At 47.1% G+C, this 15,389-nt stretch carries 14 protein-coding genes and 1 tRNA gene; 10 read left to right on the forward strand and 5 right to left on the reverse strand.

The window, feature by feature from the left end:
* The first annotated feature begins 60 nt into the window (after window positions 1-60).
* Window positions 61-1,089: a Holliday junction branch migration DNA helicase RuvB gene (gene ruvB / locus ACYVEA_RS14780; protein ID WP_093829997.1), complete on the forward strand. Its 1,029-nt coding sequence runs from the start codon at window positions 61-63 to the stop codon at window positions 1,087-1,089.
* 88 nt (window positions 1,090-1,177) lie between these two features.
* On the opposite strand, the gene ACYVEA_RS14785 is transcribed toward ruvB, so the two are convergent.
* The 3 genes from ACYVEA_RS14785 to era form a co-directional block, all read right to left on the reverse strand.
* Complete coding sequence (locus tag ACYVEA_RS14785; RefSeq protein WP_093829999.1) at window positions 1,178-1,483, reverse strand: ArsR/SmtB family transcription factor; 306 nt, start codon at window positions 1,481-1,483, stop codon at window positions 1,178-1,180.
* Window positions 1,484-1,909: 426 nt separating this feature from the next.
* On the reverse strand, window positions 1,910-3,217 hold the full coding sequence (gene der, locus ACYVEA_RS14790; protein ID WP_461114217.1) for a ribosome biogenesis GTPase Der: 1,308 nt from the start codon (window positions 3,215-3,217) through the stop codon (window positions 1,910-1,912).
* A gap of 93 nt (window positions 3,218-3,310) precedes the next feature.
* Entirely contained in the window at window positions 3,311-4,234 is a 924-nt protein-coding gene (gene era, locus ACYVEA_RS14795) for a GTPase Era (RefSeq protein ID WP_461114218.1), read from the reverse strand.
* 144 nt (window positions 4,235-4,378) lie between these two features.
* Between era and ACYVEA_RS14800 the strand changes: the two genes are divergently transcribed.
* From ACYVEA_RS14800 to ACYVEA_RS14820, 5 genes are all read left to right on the forward strand, one after another.
* Window positions 4,379-4,451: transfer RNA gene (locus tag ACYVEA_RS14800), tRNA-Met, on the forward strand.
* 172 nt (window positions 4,452-4,623) lie between these two features.
* The gene (locus tag ACYVEA_RS14805; RefSeq protein ID WP_461114219.1) at window positions 4,624-5,367 is read left to right on the forward strand and encodes a hypothetical protein; all 744 of its coding nucleotides are present in this window, start codon (window positions 4,624-4,626) and stop codon (window positions 5,365-5,367) included.
* Window positions 5,364-6,632, forward strand: a complete 1,269-nt coding sequence (locus tag ACYVEA_RS14810) for a glycerophosphodiester phosphodiesterase (RefSeq protein ID WP_461114220.1) — start codon at window positions 5,364-5,366, stop codon at window positions 6,630-6,632. Before ACYVEA_RS14805 ends, ACYVEA_RS14810 begins: the two co-directional genes overlap by 4 nt.
* A gap of 1 nt (window position 6,633) precedes the next feature.
* Window positions 6,634-7,311 carry a hypothetical protein gene (locus ACYVEA_RS14815; protein WP_461114221.1) on the forward strand — a complete coding sequence of 226 codons (678 nt, stop codon included), beginning with the start codon at window positions 6,634-6,636 and terminating at the stop codon, window positions 7,309-7,311.
* 50 nt (window positions 7,312-7,361) lie between these two features.
* Window positions 7,362-8,234, forward strand: coding sequence for a metallophosphoesterase family protein (locus tag ACYVEA_RS14820; RefSeq protein WP_461114222.1), 873 nt, complete (start codon window positions 7,362-7,364; stop codon window positions 8,232-8,234).
* 109 nt (window positions 8,235-8,343) lie between these two features.
* On the opposite strand, the gene ACYVEA_RS14825 is transcribed toward ACYVEA_RS14820, so the two are convergent.
* A complete protein-coding gene (locus ACYVEA_RS14825; protein ID WP_461114223.1) occupies window positions 8,344-9,108 on the reverse strand; it encodes a hypothetical protein in 765 nt (254 codons plus the stop codon).
* Between the two features lie 278 nt (window positions 9,109-9,386).
* Here ACYVEA_RS14825 and ACYVEA_RS14830 point away from each other — a divergent pair, with 278 nt between their 5' ends.
* On the forward strand, window positions 9,387-11,015 hold the full coding sequence (locus tag ACYVEA_RS14830) for an amidohydrolase family protein (RefSeq protein ID WP_461114224.1): 1,629 nt from the start codon (window positions 9,387-9,389) through the stop codon (window positions 11,013-11,015).
* Window positions 11,016-11,140: 125 nt separating this feature from the next.
* Here ACYVEA_RS14830 and ACYVEA_RS14835 read toward each other — a convergent pair whose 3' ends face one another.
* Complete coding sequence (locus tag ACYVEA_RS14835; RefSeq protein ID WP_461114225.1) at window positions 11,141-12,736, reverse strand: M28 family peptidase; 1,596 nt, start codon at window positions 12,734-12,736, stop codon at window positions 11,141-11,143.
* A gap of 153 nt (window positions 12,737-12,889) precedes the next feature.
* On the opposite strand from ACYVEA_RS14835, the gene ACYVEA_RS14840 reads away from it, so the two are divergent.
* From ACYVEA_RS14840 to ACYVEA_RS14850, 3 genes are all read left to right on the forward strand, one after another.
* Entirely contained in the window at window positions 12,890-13,819 is a 930-nt protein-coding gene (locus tag ACYVEA_RS14840) for a helix-turn-helix domain-containing protein (RefSeq protein ID WP_461114226.1), read from the forward strand.
* Window positions 13,820-13,976: 157 nt separating this feature from the next.
* A complete protein-coding gene (locus tag ACYVEA_RS14845; RefSeq protein WP_461114227.1) occupies window positions 13,977-14,741 on the forward strand; it encodes an SDR family oxidoreductase in 765 nt (254 codons plus the stop codon).
* 315 nt (window positions 14,742-15,056) lie between these two features.
* The gene (locus ACYVEA_RS14850; protein ID WP_461114228.1) at window positions 15,057-15,362 is read left to right on the forward strand and encodes a hypothetical protein; all 306 of its coding nucleotides are present in this window, start codon (window positions 15,057-15,059) and stop codon (window positions 15,360-15,362) included.
* The last annotated feature ends 27 nt before the right edge of the window (window positions 15,363-15,389 follow it).

The raw sequence follows: 15,389 nt of genomic DNA on the forward strand, positions 1-15,389 counted from the left end.
TCTGGTCAGAAGTAGGCGCTTTTTGCCTGAATTCTGACCAGATCTGTACTAACCAAAATCATGCGAAACGACTTTTTGAAAGGTTCGAACGACGGGATGACGGCTACCGATAAAGAGATAGAAAGGGCGCTTAGGCCCCTTTCGTTCGAGGACTTTACGGGGCAGGTAAAAGTGCTCGAAAACCTCGAAGTGTTTGTTCGGGCGGCTATGCAACGGGGCGAAGCGCTCGACCATGTGTTACTTCATGGTCCCCCAGGTCTGGGTAAGACCACGCTGTCGCATATTATCGCTAATGAACTCAATGCCAACATCAAAATGACCTCCGGGCCTGTGTTGGATAAGCCGAGTGATCTGGCCGGTTTGCTCACGAATCTCCAGCCAAATGATGTGCTGTTCATCGACGAAATTCACCGGCTCAATCCCATTGTTGAAGAATACCTGTATTCCGCAATGGAGGATTACAAGATCGATATTATGCTCGATTCTGGCCCTAACGCCCGGACGGTACAGATCAAACTTAATCCGTTCACGTTGATTGGCGCAACTACCCGCGCTGGTATGCTTACCTCACCTTTGCGGGCGCGATTTGGGATCAGCAGTCGACTGGAATATTATGATGCCAAATTGCTAACCACTATTGTGCAACGGTCGGCAGCTATTTTAGGCACCGCGATTGATGAGACAGGAGCCTACGAGATTGCTCGCCGGAGCCGCGGCACACCTCGTATCGCCAACAACCTATTGCGCCGGACCCGCGATTTCGCTCAGGTAAAAGGCAATGGCTATATTAATGTAGAAATCGCAGAAATTGCCTTAAGTGCGCTTGAAGTAGATCAGCATGGATTGGATGAGATGGACATTCGCATTCTGACCACGATCATCGAGAAGTTTAAAGGTGGGCCAGTGGGTCTCTCTACGATTGCTACGGCCTGCGGAGAAGAGTCTGAAACGATTGAAGAAGTTTACGAGCCGTTCCTGATTCAGGAAGGCTTTTTAAAGCGAACCTCACGAGGACGGGAAGCTACAGAGCGAGCCTATATCCATATTGGTATTGTGCCCCCCTATAAAACCGGAGAGTTATTTAATTAAACGCTGGACGTAAAACGATGATGGGTTCGGAGAAAGATCATTTGTTACGTCTTTCTCCGAACCCATTATCGTTTTTCCTGATGTGGAATCAGTTCAGGATTTTACTTTTATAAATGCAGTCAATTACGTCGGCTACGGCCGAATCGACCAGGAAATAATAAATGTTTTTGCCGCTGCGCCGAATATCTAAAATACCCTTATCGCGCATGTTGATCAGGTGATGAGAAATCAATGACTGCTCCGCATTAAGATGCTTATAAATTGCCGAAACATTCAGCTCTTTGTTGTCATGTAGAATCTGAATGATTTTAATACGCAGTGGATGCGCTACAGCTTTTAGTACGTAAGCAGCTTTGTCAATTCTTTTTTCTTCGTCTAGTACTTCTGTAGCCATGCTATTTTGGTTATTCGGTGTGAAACAGAGGAATTTATGCTGAAAGTTGATATTTAAAATTGACTAATCTCATTTGAATAAGACAGAATTTATTAAAAGGTTGTTTTTCCATCCTATTATACAATGAAAGTACGTTTATACGTAGCGTTAGTCACCTATTATTGCTAATTGTATGCTAATGTTCGTCTGTTTTATTAACTAAGAACAAGATTTAACATTCGATCGGGTAAGGCTTACCTGGTCGCTTAGTAGCCGTATAGCTTGCTTGTTTCTATGCCAAACGATCAGAAATCCAATAACGCCTACGTAGTGAATTTAATAACTCCTATTCAAAAGCCGAAGCGGTTCTTTGGTTACGATTGGTATTGAATAGACCAATCGTAACCAGAGAACCGCTTCGGCAGACCGACTGAAATTTGAATTACTTTATTTCTGGCGGAAGAAAACTGTAATGGGCACACCCGTGAAATCAAAATGCTCCCGAAGCCTGTTTTCCAGGAATCGTTCATAGGCTTCCTGAATGTATTGTGGCAGGTTGCAAAAGAAAACGAACGTTGGCGAAGGCGTCGGTACCTGTAGCATATACTTAATTTTGATATGTTTGCCTTTGGTGGCCGGTGGCGGGTATTTTTCGATTTCGGGTTGCATAGCCTCATTTAACTTCGAGGTAGTAATCCGCTTGGTCTTATTTTCATAGACTTCCATCGCTTTTTCCATTACCTGGAAAATTCGTTGTTTTTCGAGAACAGACGCAAAAATGATGGGCACGTAGTCAATAGGCATCATTCGCTGAATCATCTCTTTTCGCAACGTGTCGGCCGTACGGTGATCTTTTTCGACCGCATCCCACTTGTTGACCATAATCACGACACCTTTCTTAGCCTTTACAGCCTGGCCGATAATGTTTAAATCCTGCGCTTCCAGGCCACGGGTTGCATCGAGCAAAATGATACATACATCCGCATCTTCCATTGCCTTGATGGAACGTAGCACCGAATAAAATTCAATGTTAGAATCAACGCGGGCTTTGCGCCGGATACCAGCCGTGTCGGTCAAAATGAAATCTTTTCCGTAGGCTTTGTATCGCGTATCAATCGCATCACGTGTGGTACCCGCGATGTCGGTGACGATGCTACGATCCTGCCCGGTCAATACATTCAGAAACGACGATTTGCCCACGTTTGGGCGTCCCAGAATTGCAATCCTGGGGATACCAGCATCCGGATTTTCAACACCTTCGTTCGGAAAATGCTTAATGACCTCATCTAACAGATCGCCTGTACCAGACCCGGTTTGCGACGAGATTGGATAGGGGTCACCCATACCTAACGCATAGAATTCGGCTGCCCCCTGCGAGCGCTCGGCTGTTTCGGCTTTGTTGGCTACGATATAAACCGGCTTTTTTGACCGACGTAGCACTTTAGCAAAGTCTTCATCCAAACCGGTGATGCCAGTTTGTGTGTCGACAACGAACAGGATCACCGTTGATTCCTGGATGGCAATTTCAACCTGCTCGCGGATCGACTCCTCGAATACGTCTTCTGATCCAACCACGTAGCCACCTGTATCGACAACTGTAAAATATTTATTGTTCCACTCGGCCGTGCCATAATGCCGGTCGCGTGTAACGCCACTTTGGTTATCCATGATGGCCTGCCGCTGTTCCGTTAACCGGTTAAACAGCGTGGACTTGCCCACATTTGGGCGGCCAACGATTGCAACGATGTTTGCCATGATTTGAAGTCGTGAGTCAATAAGTCGTAAGTGTAATTCTCGTCGGCAACTGACATAAAGTGTGTCTATACTTTACCGACGTACAGCTTACAACTACTCGTCATACCCAAGGCGTTTGAGCATACGCTCTTTCTGCCGCCAATCGGGTTCTACTTTAACGAATTGTTCTAAATATACTTTCTTACCGAAGAAGCGTTCGAGTTCTTCGCGGGCCATAATACCCGTTTTCTTAATCATCTTGCCCCCTTCACCAAGCAGGATAGCCCGTTGGGTCGCGCGTTCAACGAGGATTTCGGCCTGAATGACAATGATATCGTCTTTTTCCTTAAATGCTGTTACAACAACCTCGCTGCTATAAGGAACTTCCTTTTTGTAATTAAGGAAAATTTTCTCCCGAATGATTTCCGATGCGAAAAACCGTTCGGGTTTATCGGTCAATTCGTCTTTTGGAAAATAAGGAGGATGCTGCGGCAGTCGGCTAATAATTCCTTCGAATACGAAGTCCATATTAAAGCCATTGAGGGCTGAAATCGGAATGATTTCCTGCGCATGGAAGCGTTCCTGCCAATAGACGATTTTCTCATTAACCTGCTGTTGAGTTGCCTGGTCAATTTTGTTAATGAGTAATAGAACCGGAACTTCCGATTTCTGAAGCCGTTCTATTACGTCGTTTTCGTCGTGCTCTTCAAAAATGTCGGTGACAAACAGCACAACATCAGCATCTTCGATCGAACCACGAACAAAACTCATCATGGATTCATGAAGTTTGTACAGCGGTTTGATGATACCGGGAGTGTCAGAGTAGACGAGCTGGAATTCCTGGCCGTTGTGGGTTCCGTTAAGAATACCCATAATCCGGTGACGAGTAGTCTGAGCCTTGGCGGTGATGATAGACAGCCGCTCACCGACCAATTGATTCATCAGGGTTGACTTGCCGACGTTTGGCTTGCCGACTATACTAACGAAACCTGCCTTATGATCGCCGATCGGGAAATTTGCACTATTTTCTGGATTCATTCGTAGGTGATCCCGCTGGTTGATTACCAGTGGCTTTAGCAAACAACTCCCCGATGAAAAAAAACGTTTCCAATCGAGAATAAACTTTTTTTACAAAGGTACTTGTTTTTTCAAAAAGTTGCCGTACTTTTGCAGTCCAAACATCGCGGGATGGAGCAGTTGGTAGCTCGTTGGGCTCATAACCCAAAGGTCGCTGGTTCGAGTCCAGCTCCCGCTACTAAGCAAAAGGTCACTGAATTTCAGTGACCTTTTTTGCATTCAGCCCGTCAACATAACATAACCCCTCTATTCTGGGTTTATCTCACTCAAGCGTCTACCATCATTCGCAAGTGATACATTCGTTACTTATACGCAATTGCCTGTATGCATGGGTAGTTGGCCTATTATTCATGAGCTCGTCGGCTGAGGCACAAAGACAGCGCCAAAAGCCGGAATTGCGTGAAAGACGTGTCTTTTCGCCGGAACATCCACGCTACGTGCCGCCCGATACGCAACAGCCAGAAATTTATTTTCCACAGGCACCCGTTCCCGGTAAGTGGCGTCGATCAATCGGCGCTGTATTTACGACGACGCCCCCCGAGCTGACTGAAGAAGTGCGGGTGAGTGTACCAGCTATTGATTTCAACATCCAGCGAGGCTTAACAAAGCACTTGTATTTTGCCGGCCGCATACAGACACAAGTCGTCCAAAGTAACTTAGGGATAGGCTTACGTTGGGCTACTCAGGTCAGCAAACGGACATTTATAGGGGCTGGTTATGACCTGAACGGCTGGTTTGGAGCGTTGCAAATTAAAGATGTCTTTAATAGCCAGGCGTACGGCGTTCAAACCTTCCCCAGTCTGTCGGTAGGGTATCGTTTAACGAGAGACGTTCAGTTATCGCTTAGAACAGAAGCAATTCTGGATTTATATTATAGATCTCAGGTCGGCAATCTAGCCGTTGTATATGATCAGCGACGTGTCAATGGCGTAGCATTTACAGTGGTACTGGAACAGCCCTTTTATGGAAACAAACACGTTTCGTTAGGGTTTAGAGCGGCTTATTCCAATTTTAACTGGCAACTCTGGTCGCTATACGATACGTTCGATCGAAACCTGTTCTACCCACAACTTATTTTCGGCTTTATCCTGTGAAATCGTCTGTTTATATCCTGCTGGGCTTACTGCTTATCGGTTTTGAGAGCTGCCGAAAAGAGTACGAAGCACCCGTGCCTTACACCTTTGCCAACACACCTGGTTCCGGTCGATTTGTGTCCTCTGTCCGACAAACGATGGAGGGCGTCTATGGGGTTACCGATGGAGTGGGTCAATTCGGCGATCAGGTGGCGCTGAAGTGGACATACGTGCTAAATGGCGCTGATACCACGCATTATCTGTCCATTTTTACGGGCGTAGACGTTGGCTATTTTAATCTGGAAGGCGATTCCAAAGCGGATAGTCTGGTGCTAAATGGGTACTGGCGAAAATTAGTCAATACGGCGACAGGTCTTGTTCGCTTGACAGTGCGAACAAAGCATAATGGCGTATTAGTACCTTACACTGGTCGCCTGGCTACTGGTGATACACTGGTTGTCGATGGACTGTACGGCGAAAATAGCGGGACACCAACGCAAAAATTAACATTAACGTACCGGCGGCCCCTGAATCAAAGGCCCTTTTCGATTCTGGCGCACCGGAGTGGAGGACGAACATCGGATTTGCTGCCTGCCTCAGAAAACTCGATAGAGATTATTAAACTAGCTTCACGTTTGGGCGCAACGGGTATTGAAATAGACGTACGTTATACCAAAGATGGGGTACCAATTCTTTACCATGATAATACGCTGAATCTTCGACTTATAAAAAAAAGTGGATTAACCGGACCTATTGAAGCCTACACGTACCAACAACTGAGCACACTTGTTCGACTGGTAAATGGGGAGAAAATTCCAACGCTGGAAGAAGCACTGGAAACCGTTCTCAATAATACATCACTAAGTTTTGTCTGGCTTGATACTAAATACATTGGGCCGATGGACAAAGTACAGGCTATCCAGCAGAAATATCGACAGAAGGCTATCCTGGCTCGTCGGGATCTTCGAATTATTATTGGCTTGCCTTCTACCGACGCGGTGGCATCCTATGAGGCTCTCGCTAATAAAGAAAATACGCCCATCTTATGCGAACTGGACACGGCTACTACACTTGGTTTGGGCGCACGTATCTGGGCTCCTCGCTGGACATTAGGCCCTCAAACGCAGGAAGTACTCGCTATGAAAGCTGCCGGGCTAACAGTATTTGTCTGGACACTTGATGAGCCGAAATTTATTCAGGAATTTATTAGTCAGAACAATTTCGACGGTATTCTGTCTAATTATTCGCCGATCGTTGCATATTACCATTACGTAGAACAGCAATAGTATGAAGGTTCATTTTGCGACTATAGCCTGTATGGCCTGCCTGTTTGCTGGCAACGTAACCGTTCGAGCGCAATCGCTTGAGCAACAGTTATCTAATCAAATAGGTCCGGACTCGGTCAAGACTGTTCCAAAGCGAGGTCCTTATACACTCGTTGTCTCGGCAGGTAGTGGCCTATCCTACTACTCAACGCACCTGGGTGTTCCGGCAGCTTTGGAACAGACTCACGTCAGCCGTTTTGGGGTTCCTGCCACGCTACGTGCCATGTGGTATCCCGATCACCGGCTGCGCATGGGTCTGGAAACTGGCTGGACGACTATGTACAGTTACCGGGGGCTGGTAGGAAATGAAACGGCCCATATGTACGTATCGGTCGTGCCCGTTTTACTAGTGTTTTCGATGCCGCTGGCCTGGCTGAGCGGGACCGAGCGGAGTATTGCCCGGCGACTGTCTATTACTGGAGGCACTGGTATTTATATCAATCACTCACGGCTCGATTATGCGGGTACCGTCATGGCCAATACGAATAGTTTAGGATGGATGGCAGCTGCTTCCTATACCTATCCCGTTAGCCGTCGAGTTCGGGTAGCGGGTGAATTAAAATGGTATGATGCCGTAGCGGCTGAAAATGCCGCATTTACCGCCGAAATTCAGTTCGTATGGCGGCCATTTTCATGGTAAATAGCAATCGGCGAGGTATAAAACGTGGTTGATTGAGAAAATAGAGCGTTATGGAAGGGGAAAATAACAAACGGGAAATTCTTTTTTTAAGTGATACACAGGCCCCCATGTGGGTAGAGAAACTGGTGCTGCGAACGCATCAGAATAAAAAAGCGACTCAAACTATTTTTGCCGAAATTTTGCGGATAAAGCCAGCGGTACTTTACTGGCTAGGCGACATTGTCTCGTTGGGATACCGCACTAATAAGTGGCGGATTATTGATCAGTTTCTGCTAAAATGTACGGAGGTTCAAACGGCCGTTTACGCAATCATGGGTAATCATGACGTAATGGGCCGGCCGAGAAAGGGGGCCAAAAATTTTCAACAACGTTTTCCGGAACATATTCCTACGGGATACGTGAAAACGACGGACGGCATTGCGGTGGTGATGCTGAACTCTAATTTCAGTACGTTGTCAGTAGCCGATTTAGTCAAGCAGCAAACCTGGTACGAGCAGACATTGATCGAGCTGGATGCCGATCCTGAGGTGAAAGTTGTTATCGTTACGTGCCATCACGCGCCTTACTCGAATAGCAAGCTGGTTGGCTCGTCAAAATTAGTACAGCAACGCTTTGTGCCAAATTACATTCGGTCTCAAAAAGGGCGTCTGTTTATAACCGGCCATTCGCACGCTTTCGAACGGTATGAGTTTGAGGGAAAAACGTTTCTGGTCATTGGTGGTGGCGGTGGACTGCGGCAACCCTTAAATACCTCCCCAACCCGCCTGCCCGATCTGGCAACAGAGTACAAGCCTATGTTTCATTATTTATCCGTCCGGCGAGAAGGTGATGGATTATCGCTAACGTCCTACTGTCTGAAAAAAGATTTTTCGGGTTTTTCTGAGGGTTATCACTTTGAGATTCCAGCGGAGGTTTCAGCCTAACTGGCGCGTACTGACGAATATTTCGGTACCTATGTCCTGAACCTGACCTGCTTGAAGAGCAACTGTGTTGAGAGAAGCGTATGGCTAAAAGACGCCTTTATGCCTGGAATTATTCTTCCGTCACGTTCCCTGCGCCCAGTTCTGAAAACAGTTTTTGCCAGTATTGCGTCACGGCGGGGTTGTTTTCTTTGACGGATGCGTTTGGTTCAAAGGGTAGAATCATGGTGATGTCTGGACTGCCAATGGTGTAGCGTTTCAATTGCTCGACATCAGCTTTGGCCCATTCATCGGCCTGGGCGTTGTCCTTGGGTGGTTTTACCTGAAAATCCCGCCGGGTGGTTCCTTTAACGCTTTCGATCATATCGCTCAGGTAATACACTTTCACGGTTGCGCCCGTCTCGTTGGCTTTGGCAATAACGGGTAAGCTCGCCCAGATATCGGTTTCCTGATTCGATGCGCCCGTGTTTTGTGCGACCAACTGTTGCAGCACCCGCTGCCGAATCAGCGCTTTTTCGCGGTTCAAGGCTAATGAAAATTCGGTTTCGGCGGCTTCACGATCGGTTGGACTGGCTGCTGATACGTCTTCCATCTCCGTTCGCGCTGTTATGTTCAGGGCGCGGGCTTTGGACGTATTTTCGTGAATAAAGTAGACCTCCAGTTTATCACCCTTCTGCTTAATATTCTGGTCAATAATGTCGGTCAGCGCCTGCTGGTATTTTCGGGCAATAAAGGCTTTATCAACATTAACGCTCCGTGTTTTATCCAAAAAGATCAGCGTATACGTGGGTTCGTCGGTCGAGGTTTTAGTTTTGTCGCTATTGCTGGAGCAGGCCAGCGTAATGATACAAAGTAGGCAAATGAAAATGCGGCTCATAAGATCTTGGTCATTTGTCGTAGTGTCTGCCGCCTGACCTAGTTAAGACGTAGCGTCGGAAGAAGGGGGACAAAACGCAATTTTAGTTGTTTTGCCCACCGTAATATACTGACGATAGGCAGGTTGTGATTTTTGTGATTGGCGCGAATAATTTACACTAAAACGGCACCAGAGGCTATAAAGTTATCTTTTGCTTTCGCGCTATCTGCTACGTTACGTTGCAAAAGTCCGCTAGTTTCGCTTATCTTACAACTGTTTCTTCAATCAACTTCCTACGCATGACACGCTTCTACGTCCGATCATTGCTTCTTTTGCAGTGTTCACTCCTCATTGTCCATTCTCTCACGGCTCAGGTTGCAAAATCCCCGGCACGACATGAGGGCGAAGGCCCCTTCGGTAAACTCATCATCCGGGGTGTCACCCTCGTCAATAGCACTGGTGCTCCCCCGGTTGGGCCGGTAGATATTGTGGTAGAGAAAAACAAGATCACTCAGGTTAAGCAAGTGGGCTACCCCGGTGTGCCAATCGATCCGAAAAGTCGCCCGAAAGCGAACGCTGGTGATAAGGAACTGAACTGCGAAGGCATGTACCTGATGCCAGGTTTTGTGGACATGCACGGGCATATTGGTGGCCAGGCACAGGGGGCTAGTGCAGAGTACGTCTTCAAGCTGTGGCTTGGACATGGGATCACCACCGTTCGTGACCCATCCTGCGGCAATGGCCTCGACTGGGTTCTCGAACACCGCGCCAAAAGTGAACGTAACGAAATTACGGCGCCACGTATTAAAGCGTATACGGTATTTGGCCAGGGGGCTAAAGAACCAATCAGCACACCCGAGCAAGCCCGCGCCTGGGTACAACTGAATGCCAAACGGGGAGCCGACGGCATTAAATTTTTTGGGGCGGAGCCAAACATATTTAAGGCAGCACTGGAGGAAAATAAAAAACTTGGTCTTCGGTCGGCTTGCCACCATGCACAACTTGAAGTGGCCCGGATGAACGCCTTAGCCACAGCCAAAGCAGGGTTAACATCGCTGGAACACTGGTATGGTCTTCCAGAAGCGTTGTTTGAAGATAAAACCGTTCAGAATTACCCCGTTACATATAATTACAGCAACGAGCAAAACCGGTTCGAAGAAGCGGGCAACTTATGGCAACAGGCCGCCCAGCCGGGTACCGCCCGCTGGAATAAGGTGATGGATGAACTGATCGCACTGGATTTTACGCTCGATCCTACGTTCAATATTTACGAAGCCAATCGCGAATTGATGCTGGCTCGCCGGGCCGAATGGCATGATGATTATACGATGCCGAGCCTATGGCGGTTCTATGGGCCCAGCCGGATTTCGCACGGGTCGTACTGGCAATCGTGGGGAACGGAGCAGGAAGTAGCCTGGAAGAAAAATTACCAACTCTGGATGGCGTTCATCAACGACTACAAAAACCGGGGAGGGCGCGTCACAGCCGGTTCTGATTCCGGGTTTATTTATCAGCTTTACGGCTTCGCCTACATCCGCGAACTTGAACTCCTGCGCGAAGCCGGTTTTCATCCGCTTGAAGTGATTCGTGCCGCTACGTTAAAAGGGGCCGAAGCGCTTGGGATGGATGATCAAATTGGTTCTGTTGAAGTAGGAAAACTCGCTGATTTTGTGATTGTTGACCAAAATCCGCTGGCGAATCTGAAAGTATTGTACGGCACGGGCGCTATTCACCTGAACGAAAAGAACGAGGTAGAGCGCGTTGGTGGTGTTACGTATACGGTGAAAGATGGTATCGTTTATGACGCCAAAAAACTGCTGGCCGATGTTCGCCAGATGGTCGTTGATGCCAAGCAGAAAGAAAATTTTGAAATTACCCAACCGGGAGTTGCCCCAAAACCAGGTAAGGTGTCGGGTGGTAAGAATTAACCGATAAAAATTACGCTCGCTACGTAGCAATAGCCCTAATGTACAAGGTTTGGTACATTAGGGCTATTCATTTATACAATCATTAATCAAATTCCAATCGTCAACCTTCACGAATGGCCGTTGGCTTACTGCTTATGGCTGTCTACTACCAGGCGCTGTTCGCGGTTAGCTATTTCCCAAGCGGTGTAAAATACGAGCCGGGCACTACGTTCCGCCAGGTTGAAGTCAATTTTCTCAATATCGTCTGTGGGGCGGTGATAGTCGGCGTGCAGACCGTTGAAATAAAAAATAATGGGTATCTCGTGCTTGGCGAAATTGTAATGGTCGGAGCGGTAATAAATCCGTTCAGGATCTTTCGGGTCGTTGTATTTATAATCCAGCTCCATTTTTACGTATTTCTGATTGGCCGCTTCACTGATTTTGTGCAAATCAGACGAAAGCTTGTCGGAACCAATCACGTAAATATAGTTCTCTGATTTGCCCTGATGTAAGTCATCCACCCGGCCAACCATGTCGATATTCAGGTCCGCAACTGTTTTTTCGAGCGGAATCACCGGATTCATATCGGCATAATATTCTGATCCCAGTAAGCCTTTTTCTTCGCCTGAGACGGTCAGGAACAGAATGGACCGGCGTGGGCCTTTTCCGGCAGCTTTGGCTTTAGCAAAGGCCTGCGCAATTTCGAGAACGGATACCGTGCCGGAGCCATCGTCGTTAGCCCCATTATTGATCTGGCCATCGGCGCTAATGCCAATGTGGTCGTAGTGTGCTGAAATCACCAGGATTTCGTCCTTTTTGTCGCTACCCTCGATAAAGCCCAGTACGTTCGAGGATTGCGCTTTTTCTTCCACCCGATCGGCCTTGACGCTTACGCTGCCCGCCAGCGATGACGTAACGGGTTTGGCCGATTGCGCCAGTTGTGTCGTGGTCTGGTCAAGCGTAGTGACCGAGGTATTGAGTAAAGCGGACGCTGTTTCGGCTGTAATGAGAAAGACGCCTACCGATCCTACATTCTCGGCGCCCGGTTTCAGAGTCAACCTATTGAAACGAGCCTGTAACGCGCTACGTTGCGCGAGCAATTGCTTAAATGCCTCCGGTGATTCGGCCGAAATAATGAAAACCTGAGCCGCGCCTTTTTCCTTGGCCAGCAGACTTTTCGCTCGCCAGCCGTTGGGTCCACCCCATTTGGAGGCCTGGTTGGTGCCGCTTATCAGCAGTTTATCGTCAGCGGTTTTAGGTTCTCCATCCAGCATGACAACGGCTTTGCCCGTTACGTCCCGCCCGGCGTAGTCGTCGTAGTTTGTTTCGCCAATGCCGTAGCCGACAAATACGGATTCGTATTTTGTTTCGGTCGGCAAGTAGAGCAGGCCATTTACCAGGAAGTCTTTCAGGTACTCAAATTTTTTGCCGCCTGCATTTATGTAAAATTCGCCCCAACCTTTCTTGTAAAGGGTGAATTGTTGCTGGTAGGCCAGTTTTCCGTCGTCAGTTTTAACGATCGGCTTGAGCCCTTCGGCGGCAAATTGGCTGGCGATGTATTCGGCGGCTTTGCGCTGGCCGGGCTGGCCGGTTTCGCGGCCTTCCATATCATCGGCCGCTAGGATGCGGAGGTGTTTTTCGAGGTCAGCGGCTGTGATCGTGGTCGCAAACTTTTCCTGACCAAAGCTTAAAGAAGGCAGACCCAGTAAGCTGGCGCCTAGTAGTAACTGCTTGTACGTCATCAAAAATGATCGGGTATTTTAATGAATCTATCTATTGGCTAAGATACAACGCAATCGTAAAACGACGTAACGACAGTCATTATGCGGAGTAGAATTTTCAATGGAGATAAAGTTATGCCAAAATACGTACATTTGAATTTTACAAATCAGGTTATGGAAACTATCTCACTCGATCAATTTTACAAACAAATTGCACCACCTGGCATAGATGGCTTGAACCTGCTTTTGCCAGAAGGCATAAATAAAGAAATAGGCCACTTTAATATCTTCAACGTGGCCGATATTATGGCTAAGGTTAAAGTAAAACCTTTTATGCCGTATAATCGACGGGCCTATTACAAAATAAGTTGGATTAGTGGGCGGAACAGAGCCGAGTATGCCGACAAGGTGATAGACATTGAAAAGAATGCACTCTTGTTTGCTACGCCCAAAGTGCCTTACCATTGGCTGCCTCAGGATTGGGACCAATCCGGGTATTTCTGCGTCTTTACCGATGAGTTTTTAATTCAAACCAAAAGTGGTGTTGTCTTGGATGAATTACCGATTTTTCAGCCCGGCGGGTACCCTGTCTTCCAGCTTTCTGATGAAGAATCGGACGATATAGCCTTCATATTCAGGAAGATCTACAAAGAAATGTCTTCTGATTATGTCTATAAGTACGACCTGATCCGTAATTATGTACTCGAACTGATTCATTACGGCCAGAAACTGCAACCCGCTACGTCATTATACCCCGCTCACACGGCTTCTGCCCGCGTTACGTCGTTGTTTATTGAGTTGCTGGAAAGGCAATTCCCGATTGAATCCCACCATCAAAAACTGAGCCTGCGTACGGCCAAAGATTATGCAGACCGCCTGGCCGTTCACGTGAACCATTTGAATAAAGTATTAAAGGAAAACACAGGCAAAACAACTACCGATATCATTAGTGGCAGGATTGTACAAGAGGCTAAAATTCTGCTAAAACAAACTGACTGGAACATTTCTGAAATCGCTTATTGCCTGGGCTTCGAACAGGTCGCTCACTTCTCCAACTTTTTCAGGAAACAGACTTCATTATCTCCCCTGGGATTCCGCTCTTAAGGCGGCTGATTTGAATTTTGCAAACAATGGATTGATGTTTGCAAACAACCCGTCTGCTTTCCGTCCCACCTTTGTACCATCAAATTTTAACCAGCGACCAGGCTAGGTAGGTACAAAATTTATTGCCTGTTAAGTAAGTTCACAACAATTCAAAACAATGACAACTACTAGTAAAATCGCTTTAGTAACCGGCGGAAGCCGCGGACTGGGCAAAAATATGGCGTTGAGTCTGGCTAATAAAGGCATCAACGTAGTGCTGACGTATAACAGTAGAAAAGAGGAAGCTGAGGCTGTTGTAGCCGAGATTGAACGGGCTGGACAGAAAGCCGTTGCCTTGCAGCTTAGCGCTGGAGAGGTAAACCGTTTCGACGCTTTTTTGGGCGAGTTAACCACTGTTTTAAAAGATACCTTTGCCACCGACCATTTCGATTTCTTGATTAATAATGCGGGCATTGGCCTTAATACCCCCATCGGTACTACGCGTGAGGAGGACTTCGATCAGTTGATGAATATTCAATTCAAAGGCGTGTACTTCCTGACGCAGACATTGCTGCCGATTATTAATGATGGTGGTCGTATCATTAATATTTCTACGGGTTTAACGCGCTTTACGAGCCCTGGGCGCGCTGTTTATGCATCGATGAAAGGCGCCATTGAGACATTAACGATGTATATGGCTAAAGAACTGGGCGCGCGTGGAATCGCGGTGAATGTCGTTGCACCGGGCGCCATAGAAACCGACTTTAGTGGTGGCGTCGTTCGGGATAATGCTCAGGTCAACAAACATATTGCTGAGATTACGGCCTTAGGACGAACCGGTCAGCCTGATGATATTGGTGGCGTTGTGGCGTTTTTGTGTACTGATGAAGCCCGCTGGATCAACGCACAACGTATTGAGGTTTCGGGCGGTATGAATCTTTAATAACTTTAATTCCCCCTCACTTCATCATGAAGTGAGGGGGAATTAAAGTTGAACCTGTTTAGGATTATTATTTCTAGTCTGCTTTACCCCTAAATCCCCTAAAGGGGACTTGGTACGTACCTGAGTATAGTCCCCTTTAGGGGATTTAGGGGTAAAGCAGACTGACAAAATGAGATAGTGAACCTGGAGAAGAATAATCCTAAACAGCTTCGTTATTAAGCACTGATTTTTAGACTGCTCCCCAAAAAAACCATTCTCTATACCTTGTCAACTATGAAAATCATAAGCGGAATCCTGATTCTGACTACAGCCTTTTTGAGTTTCAAACACGGCTGGGAGGGATTGACGGTAGATGTTAAACCGGATGAACCAAACCTATTTACACAACTTGGTATCGGTAAAACCGGAATTTTACTCATAAGCTTACTGTCTATAGCTGTCGGGCTGATGGTTTTATTTCCTCCGACGTTTTTCACGGGCAACCTGATTAATGCAGTCATGATTCTTTCAATCATGGCTTTATCCTTAAAAACTGGCAACTTGAAAATTACCTTGATGGAAATTCCATTTCTGCTGATGCCGTTGGTGATGATTTACCTGGGGCATCCTTTTAAAAAATAAATTCGCGTGCATCTAATCTGGTCGGCC

The sequence above is a fragment of the Spirosoma jeollabukense genome, assembly GCF_054777855.1.